The organism is Isoptericola sp. NPDC055881 (assembly GCF_053615895.1).
Genome location: NZ_JBSHCR010000064.1, coordinates 1 through 24,888, shown reverse-complemented (window position 1 = coordinate 24,888; position 24,888 = coordinate 1). Strand labels below are relative to the sequence as shown.

General features: G+C 75.3%; 22 protein-coding genes. 9 read left to right on the top strand and 13 right to left on the bottom strand.

Translation table 11 applies throughout. The features are described from left to right. Positions 1 to 730: 730 nt before the first annotated feature. Positions 731 to 1,402 carry a response regulator gene (locus ACWGKI_RS16830; protein ID WP_452188481.1) on the bottom strand — a complete coding sequence of 224 codons (672 nt, stop codon included), beginning with the start codon at positions 1,400 to 1,402 and terminating at the stop codon, positions 731 to 733. Next, positions 1,399 to 2,619: a sensor histidine kinase gene (locus tag ACWGKI_RS16825; RefSeq protein ID WP_452188479.1), complete on the bottom strand. Its 1,221-nt coding sequence runs from the start codon at positions 2,617 to 2,619 to the stop codon at positions 1,399 to 1,401. Before ACWGKI_RS16825 ends, ACWGKI_RS16830 begins: the two co-directional genes overlap by 4 nt. Before the next feature lie 131 nt (positions 2,620 to 2,750). Between ACWGKI_RS16825 and ACWGKI_RS16820 the strand changes: the two genes are divergently transcribed. Both ACWGKI_RS16820 and ACWGKI_RS16815 read left to right on the top strand, forming a co-directional pair. Beyond that, a complete protein-coding gene (locus ACWGKI_RS16820) occupies positions 2,751 to 3,662 on the top strand; it encodes an ABC transporter ATP-binding protein (RefSeq protein WP_380243280.1) in 912 nt (303 codons plus the stop codon). Continuing rightward, positions 3,659 to 4,465: an ABC transporter permease gene (locus tag ACWGKI_RS16815; protein ID WP_380243279.1), complete on the top strand. Its 807-nt coding sequence runs from the start codon at positions 3,659 to 3,661 to the stop codon at positions 4,463 to 4,465. The genes ACWGKI_RS16820 and ACWGKI_RS16815 overlap by 4 nt, the downstream gene beginning before the upstream one ends. Before the next feature lie 32 nt (positions 4,466 to 4,497). Here ACWGKI_RS16815 and ACWGKI_RS16810 read toward each other — a convergent pair whose 3' ends face one another. Next, on the bottom strand, positions 4,498 to 6,405 hold the full coding sequence (locus ACWGKI_RS16810; RefSeq protein ID WP_452188477.1) for a cation:proton antiporter: 1,908 nt from the start codon (positions 6,403 to 6,405) through the stop codon (positions 4,498 to 4,500). 264 nt (positions 6,406 to 6,669) lie between these two features. On the opposite strand from ACWGKI_RS16810, the gene ACWGKI_RS16805 reads away from it, so the two are divergent. Continuing rightward, on the top strand, positions 6,670 to 7,389 hold the full coding sequence (locus tag ACWGKI_RS16805; protein ID WP_452188475.1) for a PadR family transcriptional regulator: 720 nt from the start codon (positions 6,670 to 6,672) through the stop codon (positions 7,387 to 7,389). On the opposite strand, the gene ACWGKI_RS16800 is transcribed toward ACWGKI_RS16805, so the two are convergent. The 7 genes from ACWGKI_RS16800 to ACWGKI_RS16770 form a co-directional block, all read right to left on the bottom strand. Beyond that, positions 7,360 to 9,147: an outer membrane protein assembly factor BamB family protein gene (locus ACWGKI_RS16800; RefSeq protein WP_452188474.1), complete on the bottom strand. Its 1,788-nt coding sequence runs from the start codon at positions 9,145 to 9,147 to the stop codon at positions 7,360 to 7,362. The two genes, ACWGKI_RS16805 and ACWGKI_RS16800, sit on opposite strands and share 30 nt — an antisense overlap. A gap of 9 nt (positions 9,148 to 9,156) precedes the next feature. Continuing rightward, positions 9,157 to 10,851, bottom strand: a complete 1,695-nt coding sequence (locus ACWGKI_RS16795) for an outer membrane protein assembly factor BamB family protein (RefSeq protein WP_452188472.1) — start codon at positions 10,849 to 10,851, stop codon at positions 9,157 to 9,159. Between the two features lie 57 nt (positions 10,852 to 10,908). After that, positions 10,909 to 11,106 (bottom strand): hypothetical protein, encoded by a 198-nt coding sequence (locus ACWGKI_RS16790; protein WP_380243274.1) that lies wholly within the window; start codon positions 11,104 to 11,106, stop codon positions 10,909 to 10,911. Positions 11,107 to 11,252: 146 nt separating this feature from the next. Continuing rightward, positions 11,253 to 12,239 (bottom strand): cytochrome d ubiquinol oxidase subunit II, encoded by a 987-nt coding sequence (locus ACWGKI_RS16785; RefSeq protein ID WP_452188469.1) that lies wholly within the window; start codon positions 12,237 to 12,239, stop codon positions 11,253 to 11,255. Beyond that, complete coding sequence (locus ACWGKI_RS16780) at positions 12,236 to 13,525, bottom strand: cytochrome ubiquinol oxidase subunit I (RefSeq protein ID WP_452188467.1); 1,290 nt, start codon at positions 13,523 to 13,525, stop codon at positions 12,236 to 12,238. The genes ACWGKI_RS16785 and ACWGKI_RS16780 overlap by 4 nt, the downstream gene beginning before the upstream one ends. 102 nt (positions 13,526 to 13,627) lie before the next feature. Next, positions 13,628 to 14,878 (bottom strand): ABC transporter permease, encoded by a 1,251-nt coding sequence (locus ACWGKI_RS16775; protein WP_452188465.1) that lies wholly within the window; start codon positions 14,876 to 14,878, stop codon positions 13,628 to 13,630. Further along, positions 14,875 to 15,768: an ABC transporter ATP-binding protein gene (locus tag ACWGKI_RS16770; protein WP_380243270.1), complete on the bottom strand. Its 894-nt coding sequence runs from the start codon at positions 15,766 to 15,768 to the stop codon at positions 14,875 to 14,877. The genes ACWGKI_RS16775 and ACWGKI_RS16770 overlap by 4 nt, the downstream gene beginning before the upstream one ends. Before the next feature lie 175 nt (positions 15,769 to 15,943). On the opposite strand from ACWGKI_RS16770, the gene ACWGKI_RS16765 reads away from it, so the two are divergent. After that, complete coding sequence (locus ACWGKI_RS16765) at positions 15,944 to 16,951, top strand: type IV toxin-antitoxin system AbiEi family antitoxin domain-containing protein (protein ID WP_452188463.1); 1,008 nt, start codon at positions 15,944 to 15,946, stop codon at positions 16,949 to 16,951. Between the two features lie 39 nt (positions 16,952 to 16,990). Here ACWGKI_RS16765 and ACWGKI_RS16760 read toward each other — a convergent pair whose 3' ends face one another. Both ACWGKI_RS16760 and ACWGKI_RS16755 read right to left on the bottom strand, forming a co-directional pair. Next, positions 16,991 to 17,617 carry a response regulator gene (locus ACWGKI_RS16760; protein WP_452188483.1) on the bottom strand — a complete coding sequence of 209 codons (627 nt, stop codon included), beginning with the start codon at positions 17,615 to 17,617 and terminating at the stop codon, positions 16,991 to 16,993. 83 nt (positions 17,618 to 17,700) lie between these two features. After that, positions 17,701 to 19,089 (bottom strand): sensor histidine kinase, encoded by a 1,389-nt coding sequence (locus tag ACWGKI_RS16755; RefSeq protein ID WP_452188461.1) that lies wholly within the window; start codon positions 19,087 to 19,089, stop codon positions 17,701 to 17,703. A gap of 92 nt (positions 19,090 to 19,181) precedes the next feature. Here ACWGKI_RS16755 and ACWGKI_RS16750 point away from each other — a divergent pair, with 92 nt between their 5' ends. Together ACWGKI_RS16750 and ACWGKI_RS16745 are read left to right on the top strand one after the other, a co-directional pair. Further along, complete coding sequence (locus tag ACWGKI_RS16750) at positions 19,182 to 20,042, top strand: hydrolase (RefSeq protein ID WP_452188459.1); 861 nt, start codon at positions 19,182 to 19,184, stop codon at positions 20,040 to 20,042. A gap of 40 nt (positions 20,043 to 20,082) precedes the next feature. Further along, a complete protein-coding gene (locus ACWGKI_RS16745; protein ID WP_380243266.1) occupies positions 20,083 to 21,093 on the top strand; it encodes a DMT family transporter in 1,011 nt (336 codons plus the stop codon). Here the strand turns inward: ACWGKI_RS16745 and ACWGKI_RS16740 are convergent. Then, positions 21,080 to 21,907, bottom strand: a complete 828-nt coding sequence (locus ACWGKI_RS16740) for a CPBP family glutamic-type intramembrane protease (protein ID WP_452188457.1) — start codon at positions 21,905 to 21,907, stop codon at positions 21,080 to 21,082. The two genes, ACWGKI_RS16745 and ACWGKI_RS16740, sit on opposite strands and share 14 nt — an antisense overlap. A 92-nt stretch (positions 21,908 to 21,999) precedes the next feature. On the opposite strand from ACWGKI_RS16740, the gene ACWGKI_RS16735 reads away from it, so the two are divergent. The 3 genes from ACWGKI_RS16735 to ACWGKI_RS16725 all read left to right on the top strand — a co-directional run bounded on the left by ACWGKI_RS16735 (position 22,000) and on the right by ACWGKI_RS16725 (position 24,853). Beyond that, positions 22,000 to 23,745 (top strand): SpoIIE family protein phosphatase, encoded by a 1,746-nt coding sequence (locus tag ACWGKI_RS16735; RefSeq protein ID WP_380243264.1) that lies wholly within the window; start codon positions 22,000 to 22,002, stop codon positions 23,743 to 23,745. Positions 23,746 to 23,813: 68 nt separating this feature from the next. Beyond that, complete coding sequence (locus ACWGKI_RS16730) at positions 23,814 to 24,443, top strand: DinB family protein (RefSeq protein ID WP_452188455.1); 630 nt, start codon at positions 23,814 to 23,816, stop codon at positions 24,441 to 24,443. Then, entirely contained in the window at positions 24,440 to 24,853 is a 414-nt protein-coding gene (locus tag ACWGKI_RS16725) for a VOC family protein (protein WP_452188453.1), read from the top strand. The genes ACWGKI_RS16730 and ACWGKI_RS16725 overlap by 4 nt, the downstream gene beginning before the upstream one ends. The last annotated feature ends 35 nt before the right edge of the window (positions 24,854 to 24,888 follow it).

The window sequence follows — 24,888 nt, the reverse complement described above, 5'->3', positions numbered from 1 at the left end:
GTGTGTGGGGGGTTAATATTGGTGTGGTTGTTGTTCTCTAACCGGTGTGTTTTTCGAAAATCAACGCCACGCACGATCACGGTCGGTGCAGGGCCGGGGCAGGACCGGAGCACGCCGGCGAAGGCGCCGCGCCCGGCGAACGATCCGGCCCCCCCGGACGGTCCTGCCCGGTCGGATCCCGTCACGATTAGGGGGCGCCGGTCGCGCTGGGCGGGAAGCTCCTGCCTAGTCAGACGGCCCTCCCGGGCGGATCCCGTCACGATCAGGGGGCGCCGGTCGCGCTGGGCGGGAAGCTCCTGCCTAGTCGGACGGCCCTGCCCGGGCGGATCCCGTCGCGGTCAGCGGGCGCCGGTCCTGCTGGGCGGGAAACTCCTAACCGGTCGGACGGTCCTGCCCGGTCGGATCCTGTCGCGGTCAGCGGGCGCCGGTCCTGCTGGGCGGGAAACTCCTAACCGGTCGGACGGTCCTGCCCGGTCGGATCCTGTCGCGGTTAGCGGGTGCCGGTCGCGCTGGGCGGGAAGCTCCTGCCCAGCGGGACTCGCGGCAGCCTCGCAGGCAGATGTCGGGCCAGGCCTACAGGCCGTGAAAAGACAAGGTCTCCGGCGGCGGTCGGCGCGGATCACCCTCGTCCGACGCGGCACGCCCGTAGGTGGCTGTGGGGCAGCTTCGGGGCGAGCGCGGCCCCCGAGGCGGTGTCCGCCCGCCGCACACCCCCGGGGTGTCGTCTCCCTCAGCCGGCAGCGAGCCCGGCGTCGTGGACGACGATGGCCGCTTGGACGCGGTTCGCGGCGTCCAGCTTGGTGAGGATGCGCGAGACGTGGGTCTTCACGGTCGGCACGCTCATGAACAGCTCGGCGGCGATGTCGGCGTTCGACAGCCCCCGCGCGACGGCGAGCGCGACCTCGCGCTCGCGGTCGGTCAGCGCGTCCACCCGGGCGGCCGCGGCCTGGCGGCCGTCGGGCGCGGACCGTTCGGTGACGGCCAAGATGAGCTGCGCGGCCACCCGCGGCGACAGGGTGGGCTCGCCCGCCGCGGCCGCGCGGACGGCCTCCACCAGGCGGGCGGGCGGCGTGTCCTTGAGCAGGAACCCCGCCGCCCCGGCGCGGAGTGCCTCGACGATCATGTCGTCGGTGTCGAACGTCGTCAGCACGATGACGCGCACGTCGCGCAGCTCGCGCCGGTCGCGCAGCCTCCGGGTGGTCTCGATGCCGTCGAGGCGCGGCATGCGGATGTCCATGAGGACCACGTCGGGCCGCTCGCGGGCGACCACGTCGAGCGCCTCGACACCGTCCGACGCCGACGCCACCACCTCCAGCCCCGGGTCGCCGCCCAGGATGAGGGCCAGCCCCGACCGCACCAGCGGGTCGTCGTCGACCAGCACCACACGCGTCGTCTCGCTCATGCCGCCCACGGTAGCCACGCCTCCAGCCGGAACTGCGCACCCCCACCCGCCCCCGTCGTGCCGTCCGTCGTCACGCCGTGCGACAGCCGTCCCCCGACCAGGTCCACCCGCTCCGCCAGACCCACCAGCCCGAGGCCGGAGTCCGGCGGCGCCTCCCCCTGCCGTGCCGGGCCCACGCTGCGCACCGGGTTGCGCACCACGATCGTCAGCCCCGCGCCCGGCGCGCCCGACACCGTCACCGTCACGGGCGCCCACGGCGCGTGCTTGCGGGCGTTGGTGAGCCCCTCCTGCACGATGCGGTACGCGTGCCGGCTCACCACCTCGCCCAGGCCGTCGGTGCCGTCCGGCCGTGCGTCGAGCCGCACGTCCGCCCCGTTGGCCCGGGCCTCGGCGAGCAGCGCGTCGAGGTCGGCGAACGTGGGCTGCGGGGGCTCGGGTGCGGCCGGGGCCGCCGGGTCCCGCAGGACACCCAGCACCTCCCGCAGCTCCGCCAGGGCGGCGTGCGCGTTGGTCTGCACCACGGCCGCCGTCTCCGCGACCTTCTCGGGCGGCAGGTCCGTCCGGTACGCGAGCGCGCCGGCGTGCATCGCGACCAGCGAGATGCGGTGCGCCAGGACGTCGTGCATCTCCCGGGCGATGCGCGTGCGCTCCGCCGTCCGCGCCTGCGCGACGCGGCCCGCCTGCTCCCGCTCCGCGGTCTCCGCGCGCTCTCGCAACGAGGCAAGGTGCTCACGCCGCAACCCGATGTACGCCCCGATCCACACGAACAGGGCGTAGACGAGCACCCCGGTCAGCAGGTCGACCCACCCCTCGTACGGCTCCGGCGCGACGTACGGGTGCAGCACGCTGTAGACACGCCCGGCGACGACGAAGACCACCCCGACCGCCGCGATCTTCCACCACCGGCGGGACGTGGCCAAGGAGATCGCCGCGATGGCCTCCGCCCCCACCACCGTGACGGACACCGCCGAGGCCGCGCACAGCACCAGCGCGACCGTCAGCGGCGCCTTGCGGCGCAGCAGCAGGAGGCCCAGGCCCAGCACCCCGACGGCCAGGTCGAGCGCGGCCTGGGCGTCCGAGACCTGCCGGTCCCCCGTGTCGGCCTCCCAGGCGACGAGCAGGAGCACCGTCAGCCCGGCGAACAGCGCCGCCAGCACCCGCCACGTCTCCCCCCACGCGCGGCGGGCTCTCGACGGGCGGGCGGGGACAGGGTGCACGACGTCGAGCCTAGGCAGCGGCGAGGCGCCGGGCATCCGCCGACCGGCGGGGGGTGCATCCTCCGGAAGGAGGACACGAACCATCCCCTAGCCGGACGCGACGCCGCCGCCCGCCCAGGCAGGCTGGAGCCATGATCACCGTGGAGCACCTCACCAAGAGATATGGGCCGGCCACCGCCGTGGACGACGTGTCGTTCACCGTCGAGCCCGGCCACGTCACGGGCTTCCTCGGCCCGAACGGCGCCGGCAAGTCCACGACCATGCGCATGATCTGCGGGCTCACGCCCGCCACGTCGGGTTCTGCGCGTGTGCTCGGCATGCCCTTCACCGCCCTGGCCAACCCCGGCCGGCGCGTGGGCGTGCTGCTCGACGCGGCCGCCCAGCACTCCGGCCGCACCGGCCGCGAGGTGCTCACGCTCGCCGCGCTCATGACCGGCGTCGACCGCCGGCGCATCGACACCACCCTCGACCAGGTGGGCCTCACCGAGCGCGAGGCCGCCCGCCGGGTGGGCCAGTACTCGCTCGGCATGCGGCAGCGGCTGGGCATCGCGTCCGCGCTGCTCGGCGACCCCGAGGTGCTCATCCTGGACGAGCCGGCCAACGGGCTCGACCCCGCCGGCATCCGCTGGATGCGGGACCTGCTGGCCGGCTTCGCCGCCCGCGGCGGCACCGTGCTGCTCTCCTCGCACCTGCTGCGGGAGATGGAGGCCGTCGCCGACCGCATCGTCGTCATCGGCCGCGGCCGCGTCGTCGCCGAGGGGCACAAGGACGAGCTGCTGCGCCAGGCCGGCACGTTCGTCCGCTCCACCGACGACGCCGAGCTCGCCCGCGCCTTGCGCCAGGGCGGCGTCGGTGTCGTCGAGCTCACGACCGGCGGGCTCTCCGTCGAGGCCGAGCCGCTCGACGTCGGACGCGCCGCGGCCGGGGTCGGCGTCGTGCTCGCCGAGCTGCGCGCCGCCGACTCCCGCGGTCTCGAGGACCTCTTCCTCGAGCTCACCGCCGACGACGCCCGCGAGCAGACCCGGACGGAGGTGCCGGCATGACCACCGCCCCGACGGTCGCGCGCGACGCGACCAAGACCCGCGGCGCCCGCGACGCCGTGCGCCCCGTGTCCTTCCGCACCCTCACGCTCGTCGAGTGGCGCAAGCAGCTCGACACCCGCGCAGGTCGCTGGATGCTCGCCATCATCGCCGTCGTCACCGCGGGCGTGCTCGCCGTGATGATGGCCGTGAACGGCGGCAACCACTCGTTCAGTGCCTTCGTGACCGGCACGACGACGCCCATGGCGATGCTGCTGCCGATCGTCGGCGTCCTCGCCGCGACGTCCGAGTGGTCGCAGCGCACCGCCCTCGTGACGTTCACGCTGGAGCCTCGGCGCACCCGCGTCGGGCTCGCCAAGGTGGTCGGCGCGATCGGTTCCGGGCTCGCGCTCCTCGTCCTCACGGTCGGGCTCGCCGCTCTCGCGCACCTGATGGTGATCCTGTTCCGCGACGCCGACCCCGCGTGGGACCTCTCCGTCCGGGCCGTGCTGCTCCTCGCCGTCACCGTGGTGCTGCTCATGGCTCAGGGCGTGGGCTTCGGCCTCCTGCTGCGCAGCACCCCGGCCGCCATCGTGACCCTGCTGCTGGTGCCCACCCTGTTCGGCATCCTCGGCGGCCTGGTCTCGGGCCTCGCCGACGCGTTGCCGTGGATCGACCTCGGTACCGCGACCGAGCCGCTCCTGTTCGGCGGCGACCTCGACGGCGCGGGCTGGGCGCACCTCGCCACCGCCAGCCTCATCTGGGTGGTGGCGCCCCTCGCCGGCGGGCTGTGGCGCGTGGCACGCAGCGAGATCACCTCGTCCTGACCACGTCGTCCTGACCCGACGCGACGGGCCGGTCAGCCGTCGAGGTGCCCCCGCATCTCGACGGCGATCTGGTCCGCGTCGAGCTGGTCCAAGGCCCTGCTCAGCAGCTCCGAGTCGTACGTGCCGACGGCTCGGGCCTCGAGCAGGGCCTTGCGCTGCGCGGCGATCGTCGCGAGGCGGAGCTCGAAGAACTGTGCCGACAGCTCCTCCGGCGTCTCCTCCTCCTCGTCCTGGTCCCGCTGCTCGCGGACGACGACCGTCCGCACCCGCTCCACCACGTACGGCGCGTAGGGGGTGCCGTCCTTGCTGCGCAGGTCGGGGTCGTCGAGCATCGCGCGGGCCGTGCCGTCCACGATCTCGCGCAGCCCCTCGGTGCCCTCCACGAAGCGGGACGACGTGACGCCGGCCAGGCCGAGCCGCCGCACCACCCAGGGCAGCGTGCCGCCCTGCACCAGCAGCGTGCCGGCGGCGACGCCGAACGCGATGAGCACGAGCAGCGAGCGCTGCGGGAAGCTGGTGGGCAGCGTCTGCGCCGCCGCGAGCGTCACGACGCCGCGCATGCCCGCCCAGACGATGACCACGCCCTCCTTGGGCCCGAGCGGCGCGGCCAGCAGGTAGTCGACGTCCGCGATCCGCCGCGTGAACCTCTTCCGGAACTCGTTGACGCGGTCCAGCCGGCGCTTGCGCAGCCGCTCCTTCTGCCCCTCGGACAAGGTCCCGGCCGCGGCGCGCCTCGCCGCCTGCACGCTGCGCCGGCGCTGCTGCTTGGCCACCTGGCGCCGCACGTTGCCGAGCCCGCCCTCCGGCCGGCCCGGGCCGGACCAGGACCTCGTCAGCTCCGTGGCCGCCTGCGGCGTGATGATCCCGTGGGAGTCGCTGAGCTCGTCGAGCTTCGCGGCCACGCGCTGCTGCATCTCGTCGAGCGTCTCGCGCACCTGTCCCGCGCGCCGCCGCCGGGCGGAGAGGTACCGCAGCAGCGGCAGCACGAACAGGGCCCGCAGCGCGACGACGCAGACCGCGGCGAGCGCCGCGACGCCGAGGGCCGTCCACAGGGAGCCGTGCACGGCGCGGACGTCCTCCACGAGCCCGAACACCTCGAGGCCCATCGCCAGGAACAGCCCGCCCTCGAGCAGGGTCTCGATGGTGCGCCAGTTCATGCGTTCCGCCACCCGGTCCTGGGGGCGCAGGTGCCGGGCGGAGAGGGTGCTGGTGACGAGGCCGGCCGCGACGGCGGCGACGATGCCGGACGCGTCGAGCTCCTCGGCGGGCAGGTAGGCCGCGAAGGGCACCACGAACGACACCGCGGTGGAGAGCGCGGCGTGCTTCAGGTGCGCGCGGACCCAGAGGCCGAGACGCCCGACGACCAGGCCGATGACGACGGCGATCACCACGGCCTTGAAGAAGCTGCCGACCACGCCCCACACGCTCACGCTCACGGCCGTCGCCGCGATGGCGGAGCGCAGCAGCACCAGCGACGTCGCGTCGTTGAGGAGCCCTTCGCCCTCGAGCATGACGACGACGCGCTGCGGCGCGCCCAGCTTCTTGATGATCGACGTGGCGACGGCGTCCGTCGGGCTGACGATGGCGCCGAGCGCGATGCCCGCGGCCAGGTCGATCCCCGGGATGACGGCCGAGAAGACGAACCCGAGCACGACGGCGGAGATGACCACCAGCAGCACCGCCATGCCGCCGATGGCCGTGAAGTCGCGACGGAAGTCCATCGACGGGAACGACGCCGCGGAGGCGTAGAGCAGCGCGGGCAGCACCCCGACGAGGATCACCTCGGGATTGATCTCGATCGCGGCGACGGCGGGGACGAAGCTCACGGCGACGCCGACCAGCACCAGCACCAGCGGCGCGGCCACCCCGGCACGGGGCGCCAGGGCGGTGACGGCGATGACGACGACCGCCGCGAGCACGCTGACGAGGAGGACGTCCATGCCGAACAACGTAGGCGCACCCCTGCGCGTTCTCCCGGGCTCGTCACCGAACCGGAATCAGAGTGACCTACGTCACACCTATCGCTTCTTGCTTAACGATATATCGCGTCCTATCTTAGATGTGTCGCCGCCAGAGTTGAGCACCATGCGTCGAGCACCATGCGTCGAGCACCATGCGTCGAGCGGCATGCACCGGCGATCAGCGCCGACCCTCCCCGGGCGACACCTCGACCACAGACCCCCGAACCAGTGAGGACACCTCTCATGCGAACCCCCCGAGACACTTCATTCGACCCCCGTACCTTCGACCCCCGGTCCTTCGACCGGCACCCCTTCGACCGGCAGCCCGGCCCCCGCGGCGACCGCCGCCGGCGCGGGGAGTTCCCCGGCCCGGAGGGCTTCGGCCCCGGCTTCCCGCCGGGACCCGGCTTCGGACCCGGCTTCGGACCGGGCTTCGGCCCCCGCGGGCACCGAGGCGGCGGCCGCCGTGCCGGCCGCGGCGAGATCCGCGCGGCGCTGCTCCTGCTGCTCGCCGAGCAGCCCATGCACGGCTACCAGGTGATCACCGAGCTCGCCGCACGCACCGACGGCCGCTGGCGCCCCAGCCCGGGCGCCGTCTACCCGGCCATCTCCCAGCTCCAGGACGAGGGCCTCGTCGCGGTGTCGGAGGACGGCGGACGCCGCCTCGCGACGCTCACCGACGAGGGCCGCGCGTACGTGGAGGAGCACCGCGACGAGCTCGGCAACCCGTGGCAGAAGGTGGCCGAGGACCCGCGCCGCCAGGGCCACGAGCTGCACGTCGCGATGCGCGCCCTCGGCGGCGCCGTCGAGCAGGTGGCGCGCGCGGGCTCCCGCGCGCAGGCCGAGGCGGCGGCCGCCGTCCTGGACCGGGCCCGGCGCGAGGTCTACCTCGTGCTCGCCGGCCAAGAGCTGGCCACCGGCACCGACGACCCGTCAGCCGAGGCCGACGATGGCGGTCGGTGACCACCGCACGAGCCGCCCGGCGACGGCGAGCTGGATCCCCCAGCCGTCGCCGCCGAGCTCCAGCTGCCAGAGCTGCCTCCCGGTGGCGGCGTCGAGCGCGACCCAGTGCACGACGTCGCCACGGGCGTAGTCCGGCACCACGAACGCGGCGAGCCGCCCGTCGGTGAACGCCGCCTCGACGAACCGCGGGCCGTAGGCCCCCAGCCCCTCCACGCCCTCCACGAGGTCCGGCCTCGTCCACAGCACCTCGCCGGTGCCCATGTCCAGCCCGTGCACGCGGCGGCCCTCGTCGACGACCACGGCCACCTGCGCCGTGCGCACCAGCAGGCTCGACCCCTTCACCGCGGTGCTCCACAGCTCGTCGCCGTCCGCGTCGGTCGCCACCGTCGCGTCACCGCGTCGCTCCAGCACCACGCCGTCGCCGCCGCCGTCGGTGCTCAGCGGCACCAGGTACCGGCCCCGCAGCTCGCGCTGCTCGCTGCCGTCGTCGCGCAGCAGCCGGTCCGGGCTCTCCGGGTCCCGACCTCCGAGGAGGTCGGCGTCGACGCCCGCCACGTAGCCGCCGGTGGCCAGCGGCTCCACGGAGAAGCCCTCGAACGTCCCCGGGTCCTGGGGGCGGTCCAGCCGCACGCCGTCCGGCGTGAACCACGCGTCGACGCCGCAGCCGCCCAGCCACACCACCCGGTCCGTGACCGACACCTGCACGCCGCCGCGCAGGTCCACCCCCGACGTCGTGCCGTCCTCTCCCCAGCGCACGCACATCGCCGGGTCGACGGCGGCGTCGAACGGCAGCGTCCGCTCCCAGCGGACCTTCCCCGTGGCGCCGTCCTCGAGCCGGACCCGCAGGTCGTAGCCGTCCGGGATGGCGCCGGCGTGCGCGACGCCCGCGGCGACCTCGTCCGCGACGAGGGGGTCCACCGGGGCGGCGTCGCCCACCCACGCCGCCGTGAGCAGCCCACCGCCGGGACCGGGGAAGGCCATCGTCGACGTGAACCCGACGTCCCGCGTGCCCACCACCGAGCCCTCGGCGTCCACCACCGTCACCGTGCTGCGCGGGCGGCCGTCCTGCGCACCGTCCGGCGTGCCGGACACGCACACGACCCGCTCCGCCGGCTCCGGCTGGAAGTCCCCGGACCAGACCTGCATACCCGGGCCGCAGGTGGTCGACCCGTCGGGCAGGTCCACGCTCCAGACCCGCGCGCCGGTCTCGACGTCCAGCCCGAGCAGGGCGGACCGCTGCTGCGCCACCACCAGCCCACCGAGCACCCCCACGAGGCCGCCCGGGGCGCTGCCCTCCGTCGGCACCCGCCACACCTCGCGGGGCTCGTCGGTCAGGTCCAGCACGCCACCGGGCGCGTCGCGCAGCGCGGCGAGCCGCCCGCGGTCGCCCACGCCGTCGACCACCACCGCCGTGAGCGCCGCCGCGACGACCACCACCGCGGCCACCAGGCGTCGGCCGCGCAGGAACCCGCGGGCGCGCTCGGCCGCCTGCCGCAGCGTGAGCCCCCCGGCCTCCGCGGGGGGCAGCTCGGCGGCGTCCACGTCGTCGGCCGGATCGAGGTCGATCAGCAGCGGGCCGGCGGACCCGGTCGTCCACGGGGTGCCCCGACGTGTGGCCCGACGAGTGCCTCGCCGAGTGGCCCGACCCGAGGCCGGACGCGTGGCCCGCACCTCCGCGGCAGCGTCGTCCCCCTCGTCGCCGTCGGGCTCGAGGTCGAACGTGTAGGCGTCAGAGCCGGCGCCGCGCCGTCGGGCCACCCTTTGAAACTAAGCCCGGCCGGCCCCTTGCAGCGACCCAGGATCCCGGTGGACGACGATCCCGCCGCCGACGTCGTCGATCGAGCCGGTGCCGGTCGACGTCCGCAGCAGCAGGGTGCCGTCCACGGCGCCCACGGCTGCGCTCGCCATCCCGTCGCGAGCGTCGGCCTGGCGCACCTCCCCGGTCGCCAGGTCGAGCCGCACCCACGTGAGCCCGCCGTCGGGAACGACGACCATCAGCAGCGCGTCGTGCCCGTCCGTCACCACGTCCTGCAGCCACCGTTCGTCCTGCCACCCGTCGACCGGCTCGGTGACGCGCCAGCGTTCCGCCCCCGTGTCCCGGTCCAGCCCGACGAGCGCGCCCGTGGCCTCCTGGAGGAGCACGGCGTCGGCGGTCCGCACCAGGACCTCCGTCCCGTCGTCCACCACCCCCGCGTCCGACCCTCCGGCACCCGGCCGGGGACGCACCCACAGCGGGTCCCCGGTGAGGTCGTCGGGGTCGAGCGCCTCCAGCCCGTCGGCCGTCAGGACGAGCCGCGGGCCGACGGTGCCGTCGGTCGCGTCCGGGTCCAGCAGGACGCCGGGCAGGAGCACGTCGGCACCCCCGTCGGCACCCCCGTCGGCACCCACGTCGGCACCGCCGAGCGCGGTCAGCCGGGTGCGGCCGTCCTCCTGCGGGACGACGACGCCGCCGTCCACGGACGGCGTGACCTCCTGGTCGCCCGAGGGCGTCCCGACCAGCGGTGCCATGGCGTCCGCCCCCGGCGGCGCCGCGACGAGCTGCGCCCCGCACCGCGCGAACTCGACCAGCCGCGGCGACGACAGGATCATGTAGCCGTCGAAGGTGAGCTGGACGTCGTCGTCCACCCAGCCGACGCACAGCTCGGAGTCCCGTGGCGCGAACGGGATCGCCACGGGCTCCGTCGGCGTCCCGGTGAGCGCGTCCTCGAACCGCGCGTGCGAGCCCGGTGCGTCCAGGGTCCGCAGCGCCCCCTCCACCGCGCCGTCGCCGGCCACGGTCCGGGGGGCGGGGAGCGGCCCGTCGGGCTCCACCACGAACAGGGACCCGCCCGCGGCCGGCGCGACCACCAGGTCGGACACGTCGCCGAGCCCGCGGCTGCCGACGACCGTCCCGTCCGCGGCGACGACCGTCACCGTGCGGTCGGTGTCCTCGCCGCTGAGGCACACGACCTGCTCGACGGGCGTCGCCCAGTCGGCCGGGGAGTACGGCGTCGGGCCGCACTCCACCAGCGAGCCGAGGGTCTCGCGCCACACCTCGGCACCGGTCGTGGCGTCCAGGCCGACCGCGTCCGCGCCGTCCTGCACGACGACCTCACCACCGGTGAGCACGGCCAGCACGCCGCTGTCGGTGTCCACGCTCCAGCCGCCCGCCCCGGAGACGACGGCGGCGACGTCCAGCACCCCGCCGGGCGCCGCGGCGAGGAGCGCCAGCCGGTGCCGCTCCGCCAGGGCGTTCCCCACGGCGGTCCCGGCGCCGGCGATGACCACGGCCCCCACGACGGCACCCGCCACGACCGCCCAGGTCCGCGGCCGCACGCGGCGCAGCGCGGCGCCGAGACGCTCCCCCGGGCCGGGCGCGTCCTCGTCGGGTCCGCGGGGGTCGTCGGCGCGGGGGTCGTCGGCGCGCAGCTCCTCGGGCTCGAGCTCGAAGGTGGCCATCGAGCTCCGGCGACGACGCGACATGGCCGGAGCGTAGCGCCGGGCGCAGGGCGTGGGCGCGCCGCCTGGGGCGCGCGGCCCTCAGATCACCCGGCGGCGCTCCACCGTGCGGGCCACGGCCAGCTCCAGCAGGGCGGTGCGGGCCCGGCGGCGGCGGTCGTCCGGGTCCACGGTGAGGCGGTCGCCCGCCGTGGGCCGGCGGGTCGGAGCGCTGGCCGACGGCGAGGACGACGACAGGATCGGCCGCAGGCTCGGGGGCGTGGGGGTCGGGACCGGCATCGTGGGCCTCCTTCTCGCGGCCCGGGTGGCCGCTCGCCCCCATGCTGCGCGGCGCGCGTTGCGGCGATGTTGCCCCGGCGTGACGTCCGCGTCAGGAATGCCGCGGGCGACCGTCGCGTGGTTCAGAGGAGTTCAGAGGAAGCGGTTCACAGGAAGACGACGGTGCGGGGCCCGAGCGGCCGCAGCAGCACCCGCCAGCTCACCGCCTGCGCGACGAGGACGGCGGCGAACGCGCCCAGCACGGGCCACGTGAGCCCGTGCAGCACGGCGGGCGCAGCGGCGAGCGCGACCGCGGCGGGCCCGACGACGGCGGCGGTCGCCGCGACCGGCGCGACGGCCAGCACGGGGCCGGACCAGCGCACCGCGCCGCTGCTCCGCACGCCGCGGTCGAGGTCGAACCGGGCCGCGAGCGCCAGGCCCGACGCCGCGATCAGCAGCACCGCCGCGACCAGCGCGGACGCCGTCCCCAGGGCGGCGACGGCCAGCGCACCGAGGGCCGCCAGCGTCGCCAGCGCGGCGGCCGGCACGAGGGCGCGCCGGACGCGCCGGCGGGCGTCCACGGCGATCGTCTCCGGCGCCCGGGCGGCGACGACGAGGCCGCCGTGCACCCGCGCCGCGGCGACGGCGAGCGCCGCGGTGACGAGCGGGAGGCCGACGGCGAGCGCCTGTGCGGCCCCCGACCCGTGCGCGGCCTGCGCGCCGACGGCGGACAGCTCCACCCACGCGACACCCGTGAGGGCGCCGAACGCGGCGGGCAGCGCGAGGGACGCCACCTGGGCGACGGCGTCCCACCGCGTGCGCCAGCCGGGCGCCGCGAGGCGGCTGCGCAACCACAGCGCGGCGTCGCGCACGACCCAGGCCACCAGGAGCGCCACGACGAGGGGGTAGCCGGCGGACCAGAGCAGCGTCTCGACGTGCCCGAACGCCGCCAGGAGCACGCCTGCCGCGGCGACCAGCCACACCTCGCCGAGCAGCAGCAGCGGTGCGACCGTCGCGAGGACGACGCGACGGCGCGGGTCGTCCCGGCCGCCGAGGGCCCGCACCAGCGGGACCCCGCCCTGCACCGCGCCGTCGAGCACCGCCCAGCCCGCGAGCAGCACGGTCAGCAGCAGGCCCCAGCCGGTCGCGTTCATCGCGCTCCTCCGAAGGTGAGGACGTCGGCGCGGGCGTCCGCGTCGTCGAGCGGGCGGTCCCCGGCGTCGTCCGCCGGTCCGCCGTCGCGCAGCACCTCGGCGGGCTGGGCGCCGAGTGCGAGCCGCGCGAGGCCGCGGCGCGCGAGCCGTGCCAGGACCACCCAGTCGACGACGGCGAGGGTCACCATGACGCCGACCAGCACCACGAGGGACGCGACGACGGTGGCCGCCGACGCGTCCGACACGGCGTCCTCCGTGCGCAGCACGCCCGCGACGGCCCACGGCTGCCGGCCGATCTCCCGCGCCGCCCAGCCGAGCAGCGCCGTGAGGAACGGCACGGGGAGGAGGGCGGTGAGGGTGGCGAACAGCCCGCGGCGCAGCGGCCCCCACAGGCGGAACAGCGCCTGGCGCGGCAGCAGGAGCAGCAGGACGCACCCGACGAGGAACACGGCCGACGCGACGCCCTGCATCACCGCGTACGCGATGCCCACGACCGGTGGGCTGCCGCCCGGCACGTCCTGCAGGTAGCCGAACTGCGCGTACCCGAAGCCGATCGCGAGGAACGCGCCGACCGTGCCCGTGACGAGGCCGGTGCGCAGGGACCGGCGCCACACGTCGTCCTGGGGCGGCAGCGCCGCGCCCGGGAGCGAGGGTGTGCGGCGCAGGTGCCACGCGCTCACGCCGACCAGCAGGAACGCGCCCGCCATGAGGCACGCGCCCACGACGTGCAGGGCGGACAGCAGGGCCGCCGGGTTGGTGACCAGCGCGGCCGCGTCGGTGACGCGCGCCTCGCCGTCGACCATCGTGAAGCCGACGGGGCGGCGCAGGAAGCCGTTCGCCACCATCACCGTGAACGCCGACAGGTAGCCGGTCACCACGACCGCCCAGAACGCTGCCGTGTGCGCCCAGCGGGGCAGCACGTGCCACCCGAACACCCACAGCCCCAGGAACGTGGACTCCAGGAAGAACGCCGCCATCGTCTCGATCACCAGGGGGGCGCCGAACACCCCGCCGGCCACGTCCAGCAGGCCGGGGAAGTGGAGCCCGAGCTGGAGCTCCATGACGATGCCCGCCGCGATGCCCAGCGCGTAGTTGACGAGGTAGAGCTGACCCCAGAACCGGGTGGCGGTCTCGAGCGTCGCCGCGCGGGCGGCGTCGCGGCTCAGCGCCCAGCGCGTCTGGAGGACCGCGACGACGGGGCCCAGCCCCAGCGTCACCAGGACGAAGAGGAAGTGGGTCCCGGCGAGCAGCGCGAACTGCAGACGGGCGGCGTCGACGGCGGTCATGGGCCTGACGCTAGAGATCGAGGGCCGCTGGCGCCCAGGGTTTTCGGCACGTTCGGGGGAGAACCCTGAGCGATTTCGGGGGACTCCCCCACCCGGTGCCCGTCAGCCGCGAGCAAGCGCCCGCTTCCAGGAGATCCGGCCACCGGTCTGCAGCAGCGCGCCGCGGTAGGCCCGCTCGCTCACCAGGAGGGCGACGACGGCGAAGGCGGCGAGCACCAGCAGCGACAGCACCGGCTCCCACCACGCGGCAGCACCGGACAGCACGCGCACCGGCATGGCGACGACGTTCGCCACGGGCACGTACGACAGCACGGTCAGGAGGCTGCCGCTGGCGCTGAACGTCAGGGAGTAGACGCCCATGATCGCCATCGTCATCGGGGTGGTGGTGTGCTGCAGGTCCTCGGCGCGCGACGCGAGGGCACCCGCCACCGCGTACAGCGCCGCCAGGCCGAGGAAGCCGACCGCGAAGAACAGCACGAACCACACCAGCGACGTCGACAGCGCGGGCAGGATCGACGCGGCGGGCGTGAACGACAGCGCCGCCAGGCCGACGGCCGCGAAGACCACGTTCTGCGCCAGCGCGACCACCGAGCTGCCCAGGATCTTGCCTGCCAGCAGGTGCCGCAGCGGCACCGCCGTGGCCAGGATCTCGACCAGGCGCGACTGCTTCTCCTCGACCACGCTGCCCGCGATCATCTGGCCGGAGCCGATGACGCCGATGAAGAACAGCAGCGCGAGGCCGAACGACGCGAAGAACAGCGCCTGCGGGTCGAGGGCGGTCCCGTCGAGCCGGTCCGTGGACAGGGTGCCGCCGGCGGTGAGGTCCGCGGTGGTGGTGCCCGCCGCCTCCGCGTTGACCTCGAGGGTCTGCTGCGCGACCCCGACCGTGAGCAGCCGGGTGAGCGTCGAGTCGGGGCTCGCCTCGCCGGTCAGGACCCAGCCCTCGCCGTCCGCCGTCGGGTGCAGCCACGCGTCCGCGTCGCCGTCGACGAGCGCGGCACGGGCGGCCGCGTCGTCCGGCACCTCGACCGTGGTGAGCTCGGCGCCGCCGCCCTGCTCCTCCGGGACGGCCCCGGCGGACGTGACCGCGGCCGCCGCCGCCGTGTCCCCGGCCGGGACTGCCACCGTGAACGAGTCCGTCTTGCTGCCCTGCCAGGCGAAGAACGCCGAGAGCGCCGCGATGATCAGGACCGAGACGAGCAGCCCCACGAGGAACGTCTTGTTGAGGGCGCGCACGACGATCTCGCGGTTCATCACGACGAGCCACGCGCCGCGCGTGCCGGCGTCGCCCTGGCGGCCGGCGTCCGGGCCGTGGGTGCCGGGGCCGGGGCGGGTCGGGGTCGTGGTGGTCATGCCGTCACCTCGCGGTAGATCTGGGCCAGCGTGGGCCGGACAGGGGTGAGCTCGCGGACGCCGCCGCGCTCGAGGGACTGGGCGAGCAGCCGGTGCAGGGCGACGTCGTCCGCCACCTCGAGGAGGGCGACCGGACCGTCGACGTCCACCGCGTGCACCCCGGGGACGCCGCGCACCCAGCCGGCGTCGCCGTCGACGACCAGCCGGTGCCGGAGCGTGCCGGTGCGCTGCAGGTCGCCGGGCGCGCCGTCGGCCATGACGCGGCCGCCCTTGAGGATGACGAGCCGCTCGCACAGCCGCTCCACGAGGTCGAGCTGGTGGGAGCTGAACAGCACGGGCACGCCGCGGGACGTGTGCTCGGCGAGCAGGTCGACCATCCCGTCGACGGCGGCCGGGTCGAGGCCGCTGAACGGCTCGTCGAGCACGAGCAGCCGCGGGGCGCCCATGAGGGCCGCCACGATCTGCACGCGCTGCTGGTTGCCGAGCGACAGCTTCTCGACGTGCTCCTTCGACCGGCCGGCGAGCCCCAGCCGGTCGAGCATGTCCAGCACCTCCGCGCGCGCCTTCGGGGCCGAGATGCCGCGCAGCCTCGCCAGGTAGACCAGCTGGTCCAGCACCGGCTGCTTCGGGTACAGCCCGCGCTCCTCGGGCATGTACCCGAAGTCTCGACGGTCGGCCCGGGTGACCGGCCGGCCGCCGAACCGCACCTCGCCCGCCATCGGGGCCAGGACGCCCATGATCATCCGCATGGTCGTCGTCTTGCCGGCGCCGTTGCCGCCCACGAACCCGGTCAGCAGCCCCGCCGGCGCCGCGAACGACACGTCGTCGACGGCGGTCAGGTCGCCGAACGTCCTGGTCAGTCCCCGTACCTCGAGGAAGTCGTTGTCCATGACCACGAACCTACGGACCGCGCGTCCCGGTGTGATCCGCCGCAAGGTGGAGCAGTGCTCCCCCTGTCGACGTAGCGCTCGGGTCTCTTCCCGGTGCCGGAAGAGACCGGAGCGCTACGTCGGCGCCTGTGGATGACCGCGCCGGTGGGCGACGCCGGTCCGGTTGGCTGCTGTCATGCCTCGTCGGATCCTCGTCCCCGCCTCGCTGGAGCGGGTCGCAGCCTCGCAGGACGGCCTCGTCTCGACCCGCCAGTGCCAGGAGCACGGCATGACGAGCAGCCAGGTCAAGGCCCACGTGCGGCAGGGACGGTGGCAGCGCGTGATGCGCGGCGTCCTCGACACCACGTGGGTCGCGGCTGGGCACCACGACCGCCACGACCCGCTCGACAGCGCACGCCGACGCGAGGCGATCTGCGGGTTGCTGGCGTACCCGGGCTCCGTCGCGACCGGGGTCGCGGCGCTCGTGCTGCTGGGGGCGCAGGGCGCGCCCCGCCGTATCGCGCCGGAGGTCACCTTCCCCGACGGCTCGCCCCGGACCGGCGGGGGCCGGGTGCGGGTCCGCCGGGAGCGCCTGCGCCGGTGGGTCGTGGTCGGCGGCCTGCCCTGCGTCCCTGGAGAGCTGGCGCTCGCCCAGGCCGTGCCCGACCTCGACCGGCGGCACGCCGTCGCCCTCATGGACTCCGCCCGCCAGCGACGGGTCGTCACGGAGGACGAGTTCCGCAGGGCACGGGACGCCGCCCGCGGTCGGCGCGGAGCGGCACGCACCCGTACCTGGTGGGACGTGTCGGACCCGCGGGCCGAGTCCCCGATCGAGACGGCGGCGCGGCTGGCCTGCGCGGACGCGGGATGCCCGCCCGACGCCCTGCAGCTCGTGGTCCGGGACGCGCGCGGACGGTTCCTCGCCCGCGTCGACCTGGCCTGGATCCTGCCCGCGGGCCGGGTGCTCCTCGTGGAGCTCGACGGTCGCGACGTCCATACGGCGCCGGGTGCCCTCTTCGGCGACCGGCGCCGGCAGAACGAGCTCGCCGCACGCGGCGCGCTCGTGCTGCGGTTCACGGGCCGCGACGTGGCCCAGGCCACCGTGGAGAACGAGATCCGCAAGGTTCTCGACTCCGAGGGTTGGACCTCGCAACCCTGGCCGGCAGGCCGGTCCTACTCGTTGTCGCCCACGTCGTCGACGTAGCGCTGCGGTCCCGGACGAGGCGGGGAAGAGCCCGGAGCGCTACGTCAGGGTGCGGTGGAAGAAGACGACCGCCTGGACGCGGTCGCGCAGGTGCAGCTTGGACAGCACGTTGGAGACGTGGGTCTTGACGGTGGCCTCGCCGAGGAACAGCTCCGCCGCGATCTCGGCATTCGACAGCCCCCGGCCGACGAGCACCAGGACCTCGCGCTCCCGCGGGGTCAGGTGGTCCAGCCTCTGGTCCGGCCGTGGCTGGTCCGGCCGCGCGCCGTCGGGCCGGTCCGTGGTCGGCACGGCCGACGTCTCCCCCGCGACCATCCGCTCGATGACGCGGCGCGTGATCTCCGGCGCGAGGAGCGCGTGGCCCTTCGCGACGGTCCGCACGGCGTCGACCAGCCGGTCGGCGTCGGAGTTCTTCAACAGGAAGCCGGACGCGCCGGCGCGCAGGGCGTCGTCCACGTACGCGTCGTCGTCGAACGTCGTGAGGACGAGCACCCGGGCGAGGTCGTCGGCCACGATGCGCCGGGTGGCCTCGATGCCGTCCATGACCGGCATCTGCACGTCCATGAGCACGACGTCCGGGCGCAGGGCCCGCACCTGCTCCAGGGCCTCGGCGCCGTCGGCGGCCTCGCCGACCACCTCGACGTCGGCCTCGACGGACAGGATCATCGCGAAGCCGGACCGCACCAGGCGCTGGTCGTCGACGAGGAGCACGCGCACGGGCGCCGCGCCCGCGGGGGCGTCGGCGCTGGTCACGGGCGGTCCTCGGGCAGGGGCAGGCGCACCCGCACACGGTAGCCGCCGGTGGCACGTGGCCCGACGTCGGCCAGCCCGCCGTGCGTGGCGACCCGTTCGCGCACGCCGACGAGGCCCAGCCCGGTCCCGGCCGAGCCCTGCCGGGGGCGGCCGTCGTCGAGCACCTCGACCTCGGCGAAGCCGTGCGGGAACCGCTCTGCGGCGGGGTCGTCGCGCCGGGCGGGGCGGCGGTCGACCCGGACGACGACGCTCGCCCGGCGGGCGGTGGAGTGCTTGCGCACGTTGCTCAGGGCCTCCTGGGCGGTGCGGTAGAGGCTGAGGCCGAGGGGCCCGGGCACCTCGTCGACGGCGCCCGGCTCCGCCACGACCCGCACCTCGACGTCGAGCCCGCCCGCGCCGTCGGCGAGGCGGGGGACGTCGGCCAGGCCGGGCTCGGGCATCCGGGCAGCTGCGCCGCGGGGCTCGTCGGGGGCCTCGATGCCGCGCAGCGTGCCGAGCAGGCCGCGCATCTGCGCGACCGCCTCCCGGGACTCCCCCTCGATGGTGGCCAGCGGCGTCGCGGCCGCGGCCGGGTCGCCGGGGAGCATCCGCCGCGCGGCGGCCGCCTGGATGCCGATGACGGACACGTGGTGCGCGACGACGTCGTGCAGCTCCCGGGCGATCCGCACCCGCTCGGTGACGACCGCCTGCCGCTGCAGCTCCGCCGTCTGCCGCTCGATGGTGTCGGCCTGGGCGGCGAGCTGCTCCCGCCGCCGCGCCCCGTGCCACATGAGCTGGCCGGCGCAGATCGCCCCGAAGAAGTAGGCGAGGTTGATCAGCCAGGTGAACGCGACCCACGCCACGACGGGGCTGATGAGCCCGGGCTGCACGTCGTCCAGACCCATCTGCTCGACGATGCCCTCGACGCCCGCGCCGACGGCGAACTGCCACACGATCCACCCGAACATCACGAAGAGCACCGCACCGACGACCAGCAGCATCGCGCGCCGGTCCCGCGCCCACGCCACCGCGCTGAAGAGCGCGACGAAGTAGACCACCTGCAGCGGCGCGAGCATGGTGAGGGTCGGCACCGTGATGCCGACGAGCAGGAAGTGCAGGTACTCGACGGCGAGCACCGCCAGCGGGTACCGGCGGCGCAGCGCGATCGGCGCGGCGCCGAGCACGGTGAGCAGGTACAGGACGGGCACCGGGGTCGTGACGTCCTCGAAGTACCCGATGCTGCGGCCGAGCTCCGTGCCGAGCACGGCGACCGCCGCGAACGCCAGGCCGAGCCACAGGTCGTCGCGGTACGCGCGGGCCGGGTCGGTGGGGACCCGCTCCCAGTCGACGTCGACGCCGAACCACTCGAGGACGCGTCTGGTCCGGGTCACGGGCTGCAGCGGCATCCGCCCAGCGTAGGGAGCGCCGGCTGCGGGTGCCTCCGTCGCGAGGCGGAACTGTCGAGATGGAACTGTCGCGAGATGGAACGATGGCCACCATGACGACTCCGGTCACGGCTCCTTTCTGGATCTGCCGCACCTGCGCGGTCGAGCACGCCACCCGGCCCGACGTCTGCGCGATCTGCGCCGACGAGCGCCAGTGGGTGCCCACGACCGGCCAGGCGTGGACCACCCTCGACGAGCTGGCCGCCGACGGTCTCGCGATCGAGGTCACCGAGCTCGAGCCCGGGCTGCTGGCCCTGCACGCCACGCCGCGGGTCGGCATCGGGCAGCAGGCGAAGGTGGTGCGCACGCCGGCCGGCGCGCTGCTGTGGGACCCGCTCGGGTTCGTCGACGACGCCGGGGTCGCCGCGGTCGTCGAGGCCGCCGGCGGCGGGGACGTGCTGGTCGCGGCCAGCCACCCGCACATGTACGGCGTGCAGGTCGAGTGGAGCCGTCGCCTGTCGGCCGCGACCGGGCGGGACGTCCCCGTCCTGGTGAGCGCGGCGGACGCCGGCTGGGTGGCACGGCCGGACGCCGTGATCGAGACGTGGACGCCCGGCCCCGAGGGGGAGCGCGAGGTGCTGCCGGGCGTGGTGCTGAGCCAGCCGGGCGGGCACTTCCCCGGCTCGGCGGTGGTGCACTGGACCGGCGCCGACGGCCAGGGCGTCCTGCTGTCCGGCGACACGATCTTCGCCAACCCGGACGGCACGGCGAGCTTCATGCGCAGCTACCCGAACCACCTCCCCCTGTCGGGGGCCGTCGCGACGCGGGTCGCCGAGCACGTCGCCCGGCGCCCCTTCGACCGGCTCTACAACAACTTCGAGGGCGTGATCCCCGCCGACGCGCGCGCCGTCGTGCTCCGCTCCGCCGAGCGCCACGCGGCGTGGGCGCGCGGGGACTTCGACCACCTCACGTGACGAGGGGGACCTGCTCCGCGGCCTCGGCCAGGACGATCTCGTGACCGTGGCACCGGGCGTCCCCGGACGGCAGCGCGCCGCCGGGGTGGCGCTCGCGATCGTCGCGGGGTTCGCCGCCGCGCTGCAGAGCCGCGTCAACGGCTCGCTCGCCACCGCCGTGGACAACGCCTTCGTGGCCGCCTTCTTCTCGTTCAGCTCCGGCCTGGTGCTCCTGCTCCTCGCCCTCGTCGCCTCGCGGACCGGGCGCGTCGCCGTGCGGCGCGTCGGGTCGGGTCTGCGGTCCGGCGCCCTGCGCCCGTGGGAGTGCCTCGGCGGGCTCGGCGGGGCGTTCTTCGTGATGTCGCAGGGGCTGACCGTCGACGCGCTCGGCGTCGCCGTGTTCACCGTCGCCCTGGTGGCCGGGCAGTCGGTGAGCTCGCTCGTCATCGACCGCCTCGGCATCGCCCCGGGCGGCGTCCGCCTGGTCACGCTGGGACGCGCGCTCGGCCCGGTGCTGACCGTCGTCGCGGTGGTCGTGGTCTCGGGCGCCGGGGCGTCGACGGCCGCGCTCGGGCTGGCGCTGTTCCCGCTGGTGGCGGGGGTGCTGCAGTCGTTCCAGCAGGCGCTCAACGGCAGGGTGCGGTCGGCCGTGCGAGACCCGGCGCCCGCAGCTCCCCGCCCCCGGCTGGGCGGGGACGGCGGGGTGATCGCCGCCACCCTGGTCAGCTTCGTGGTGGGGACGGCCGCGCTGCTCGTCGTCATGCTCGTCGCGCTGGCCGTCGGCGGTGCGCCGACCGGCGGCCTGCCGCCCGACCTGCTGCTCTACTCCGGCGGGCTGCTGGGCGTCACGTTCATCGCCCTGCAGGCCGCGGTGGTGCAGCGCACCGGCGTCCTGCTGCTCGGGCTCGGCATGATCGCGGGCCAGGTGGTGGGCGCCCTCGTGCTCGACGTCGTCTCCCCGGGTGTCGCGCCGCCCGGCACGGCGACGTACGTGGGGGCCGCGCTCACCCTCGTCGCCGTCGCCGTCCCCCTCGTGGAGGGGGCGCTGCGCCGGCGGGTCAGGGAGCGGTGACGAAGACGTCGAAGAGGTCCGGGTGGTGCCCGTGCACCAGCACCGCGAACACGACCACGTCGAACAGCAGGTGCACCGCCACCACGTACGGCAGGCTCTTGTACCGGCTGAAGATCCAGCCCTGCACGAGGGCGAACGGCACGGTGAGCAGCGGGCCCCACTCGCGGTAGCCCAGCTCCCACAGGAACGACACGAACACCACGGCCTGCAGCACGTTCGCCGTCCACAGGCCGAAGTGGCGGCGCAGCAGGGTGAACACGGTGCACACGAAGAACAGCTCGTCCCAGATGCCCACCGCGTTCACGCCGACGAACAGCCGCGCGACGTCCTGCCCGCCCGACAACGGCGGCCAGTTGAGGTAGGCGCCCGAGCCCAGGAAGTACCAGGGCAGCACCAGGTAGCCGACCAGCACCACGACCACCAGGTACACGTACTGCCCGCGGGACCAGCGCCGGCCGGTCGCGACGGGGAACCGCACCGCGCCCGCGCCGTCGTCGTCCCGGAACCAGAACCGGGACGCCGCCCACGGCACCAGCACGGCCAGCGACAGGACGACGGCGAAGCGTGCCATCCCGGCGTCCGACAGGTCGGCCTGGAGCGGGATCGTGGAGATGATGCCGAGCGCGACGGCGATCAGCGCCAGGTCGCGCCCGAGCCGCCGGTCGACGACCAGGCCCAGCGCCACGCCCGCCGCGAGCGGCAGGTACGCGACAGGTCGCACGTGCACGGCGAACAGCAGCACCGCCGACGCCGAGACGAGTCCCGCGGCGACGAGCCGCAGCACCGGGGCAGGGCCGTACCGGGTGAGGTCCATCGTGCCGCGAGGATATCCGGGGACCCGCGTGGAAGAATCCTGGGCATGGTCGCAGGTCCCGGTGCGCACACCCGAGACCGGGGTGCGCGGCCGTGACCGCCGCCCCCGCGATCGAGGCCCTCGTGGCCGCCGGCCTCGCCCGCCCCGTCGCCGACGACTCCTTCGACCGGTTCGCCCGGCTCGTGCAGCGCCAGCTCGGCGTGCCCACGGCCCTCGTGACCCTCGTGCTGCCGGACTCCCAGGTCTACCCCGGTGCCCGCGGGCTGCCCGAGCCGTACCAGGTCACCCGGCGCACCACCCTGGCCGAGCCGTTGTGCGGCGAGTCCGTCCGGACGGGCCAGGCCCTCGTGGTCGAGGACCTGCGCGCCCACCCGCGCCTGTCGCGCACCGCGACCGTCACCGAGCTGGGGATGGGGTCCTACGCCGGCTTCCCCATCTTCGACCGGCACGGCACGGCCGTCGGCACGGTGTGCGCGCTGGACGTCGAGGCCCGCGAGTGGAGCGCCACCGACCTCGCGACGCTGGCCGACCTCGCCGCCGCGTGCACGGCCGAGCTGCGCCTGCGCCTGGAACGCCAGCGGGCGCACCGCATCCAGCAGGTCGCGGTGCACGCCACCCGCCGCACCCGCATGCTGCTCGACCTCAGCGACCGGTTCGCCTCCGCCACCACCGTGGACGAGATCGTGGACGCGCTGCGCGCCTCCGGGCCCGGCCTGGGCACGGTCTGGGCGGCGCTCGCGCTCGCGGACGGCACCGGCACGGGCCTCACGCTGATCGAGCGCGACGGCGCATACCCGTACCTGCCGCGCCACTGGCGGTCCTCGGACCCGGCGGTCGCCGCGGTCGTGCGCTCGCGGAGCCCGGCGTTCTACCGCGACGGCGCGGCCGCCCTGCACGACCAGCCCGGCTGGGCGCCGTGGGTGGATCCCTCGCTGGGCGGCCTCGCACTGCTGCCGATGGTGGTCGACGACCAGCTGCTGGGCGTCGTCGTGCTGCTGTGGCGCGGCGCGCACGACCATGACGACGAGAGCCGGCGCACCGCAGCGACGCTCGCGTCGTCCGTGGCACAGGCGCTGGTGCGGATCCGCGTGCTCGCGGACCGGCACCACGTGGCCACCACGCTGCAGGCGGCGATGCTCACCGACCTCCCCCAGGTGCCGTACCTCGAGCTCGCCTCCACGTACGCGTCCGCGACGCGCACGGACAAGGTGGGCGGCGACTGGTACGACGCCGTCGAGCTGGACGCGCGCTCGACGGTGCTGATGATCGGCGACGTCACCGGCCACGACATGCAGGCCGCGGCCCGCATGGGCCAGCTGCGCGGCATGCTGCGCACGCTCGCCTGGTGCCAGGACGCCCCGCCGGCACGGCTGCTGCGCGAGCTGGACCGCGCCAACCGCGGCCTCGGTCTCGCGGCCACGGGCACGGCCACGGTGGCGCGGCTCGACCGCACCGGCCCGGGCGAGCCCGGCACCGGCGACGACGCCTGCCGCCTGTGGTGGTCGAGCGCCGGGCACCCGCGCCCGGTCGTCGTCCGTGCCGACGGCAGGGCGGAGGAGCTCGTCGGCCGCCCGGACCTCATGCTCGGCGTCGACCCGTCCGCCGCCCGCCGTGACCACGCCGACGGGCTGCGCCCCGGCGACACCCTGATCCTGTACACCGACGGCCTGGTGGAGCTGCGCACCAGGAGCTACGCGGCGCGCACCGCGCACCTGCTGCAGACGCTGCAGGAGCTGCACGGCTGCCCGACGGCGGAGCTGCCGCAGCGCGTCGTCGACCGGATGGTGCGCGGCACGCAGCGCGACGACGTCGCCGTGCTCGCCGCCCGCGTGCGCTGAGTCTCCGCCCCGAGGGCCTCGCCTATTCCCCGTGCGCTCTGTCGGCACCGCCGGGCAGGCTGTGCCACATGACGACGACGCCCGCTGATGCCAAGTCCGTGCTCCATCGTTACCTCCGCTCCGCCCGCGAGGCGCTGGTGTGGAAGGTGGAGGGGCTGTCCGAACGCGACGCTCGTCTGCCCCGCACGCCCACCGGGACCAACCTGCTCGGTCTGGTGAAGCACGCGGCCAGCGTGGAGATCGGGTACTTCGGCGACACCTTCGGTCGCGCGTGGCCGACGCCCGAGGAGGTGCCGTGGATGGCGCCCTGGACGGACCCGTCGTTGCCGGACGACCCGCAGGCCGACCACTACGCGACGGCCGACGAGAGCACGGCCCAGGTCCTGGACCTCTACCGGCGGGTGTGGGCCTTCGCCGACGAGACCATCGAGAGCCTGCCGCTCGACGCCCCCGGGCGCGTCGCGTGGTGGGGCGACGACGGCGCCACCGACCTGCACACGATCCTGCTGCACGTCACGGTCGACCTCGCCCGGCACGCGGGGCACGCCGACATCCTGCGCGAGCAGGTCGACGGGGTGGTCGGGATGCGCGCGGGCAACACGAACATCCCCGAGGACGTGGACTACCCGGCGTACACCGCGATGCTGCGCGGCCTCGCCGACCAGTACTCCGACGAGCTCTCCGACGAAAGGGCATGACGATGCCGACCATCGTCCAGGTGGTGCTCGACGCCACCGACGCGCGCCGCCTCGCCGAGTTCTACCGCGAGCTGTTCGACCTCACGTACCGGGCGGGCGACGAGCCGCCGGCCCCCAGCGAGCCGGACCCGCGCGGCGCCGACTGGCTGGTCCTGCGCAACCCGGGCGGCGTCCAGCTCGCCTTCCAGCAGGTGCCCTCGCTGACGCCGTCCACGTGGCCTGAGCACGACGTGCCCCAGCAGCTGCACCTCGACACGAGCGTCCACGACGTCGCCGAGCTGGACCGCGAGCACGAGCGCGCCCTGGCCCTCGGGGCGCGGCTGCTGTACGACCGGTCCGACGACCCCGAGGAGCCGCTCCGGGTCTACGCCGACCCGGCGGGCCACCCGTTCTGCATCTTCGTAGGCTGACCGCCCGGCCGTCGTGGGTACGGAAACGGCGAGAA

Bases quoted from the DNA above. Each gene is read 5' to 3' on its own strand.
- ACWGKI_RS16815 (WP_380243279.1), top strand. From the start codon at position 3,659: ATGACCACCGCCCCGACGGTCGCGCGCGACGCGACCAAGACCCGCGGC.
- ACWGKI_RS16740 (WP_452188457.1), bottom strand. From the start codon at position 21,907: ATGGACCTCACCCGGTACGGCCCTGCCCCGGTGCTGCGGCTCGTCGCC.
- ACWGKI_RS16790 (WP_380243274.1), bottom strand. From the start codon at position 11,106: ATGCCGGTCCCGACCCCCACGCCCCCGAGCCTGCGGCCGATCCTGTCG.
- ACWGKI_RS16730 (WP_452188455.1), top strand. From the start codon at position 23,814: ATGACGACGACGCCCGCTGATGCCAAGTCCGTGCTCCATCGTTACCTC.
- ACWGKI_RS16755 (WP_452188461.1), bottom strand. From the start codon at position 19,089: ATGCCGCTGCAGCCCGTGACCCGGACCAGACGCGTCCTCGAGTGGTTC.
- ACWGKI_RS16805 (WP_452188475.1), top strand. From the start codon at position 6,670: ATGCGAACCCCCCGAGACACTTCATTCGACCCCCGTACCTTCGACCCC.
- ACWGKI_RS16780 (WP_452188467.1), bottom strand. From the start codon at position 13,525: ATGACCGCCGTCGACGCCGCCCGTCTGCAGTTCGCGCTGCTCGCCGGG.
- ACWGKI_RS16785 (WP_452188469.1), bottom strand. From the start codon at position 12,239: ATGAACGCGACCGGCTGGGGCCTGCTGCTGACCGTGCTGCTCGCGGGC.
- ACWGKI_RS16830 (WP_452188481.1), bottom strand. From the start codon at position 1,402: ATGAGCGAGACGACGCGTGTGGTGCTGGTCGACGACGACCCGCTGGTG.
- ACWGKI_RS16760 (WP_452188483.1), bottom strand. From the start codon at position 17,617: ATGATCCTGTCCGTCGAGGCCGACGTCGAGGTGGTCGGCGAGGCCGCC.
- ACWGKI_RS16725 (WP_452188453.1), top strand. From the start codon at position 24,440: ATGACGATGCCGACCATCGTCCAGGTGGTGCTCGACGCCACCGACGCG.
- ACWGKI_RS16820 (WP_380243280.1), top strand. From the start codon at position 2,751: ATGATCACCGTGGAGCACCTCACCAAGAGATATGGGCCGGCCACCGCC.
- ACWGKI_RS16795 (WP_452188472.1), bottom strand. From the start codon at position 10,851: ATGTCGCGTCGTCGCCGGAGCTCGATGGCCACCTTCGAGCTCGAGCCC.
- ACWGKI_RS16765 (WP_452188463.1), top strand. From the start codon at position 15,944: ATGCCTCGTCGGATCCTCGTCCCCGCCTCGCTGGAGCGGGTCGCAGCC.
- ACWGKI_RS16775 (WP_452188465.1), bottom strand. From the start codon at position 14,878: ATGACCACCACGACCCCGACCCGCCCCGGCCCCGGCACCCACGGCCCG.
- ACWGKI_RS16750 (WP_452188459.1), top strand. From the start codon at position 19,182: ATGACGACTCCGGTCACGGCTCCTTTCTGGATCTGCCGCACCTGCGCG.
- ACWGKI_RS16810 (WP_452188477.1), bottom strand. From the start codon at position 6,405: ATGGACGTCCTCCTCGTCAGCGTGCTCGCGGCGGTCGTCGTCATCGCC.
- ACWGKI_RS16770 (WP_380243270.1), bottom strand. From the start codon at position 15,768: ATGGACAACGACTTCCTCGAGGTACGGGGACTGACCAGGACGTTCGGC.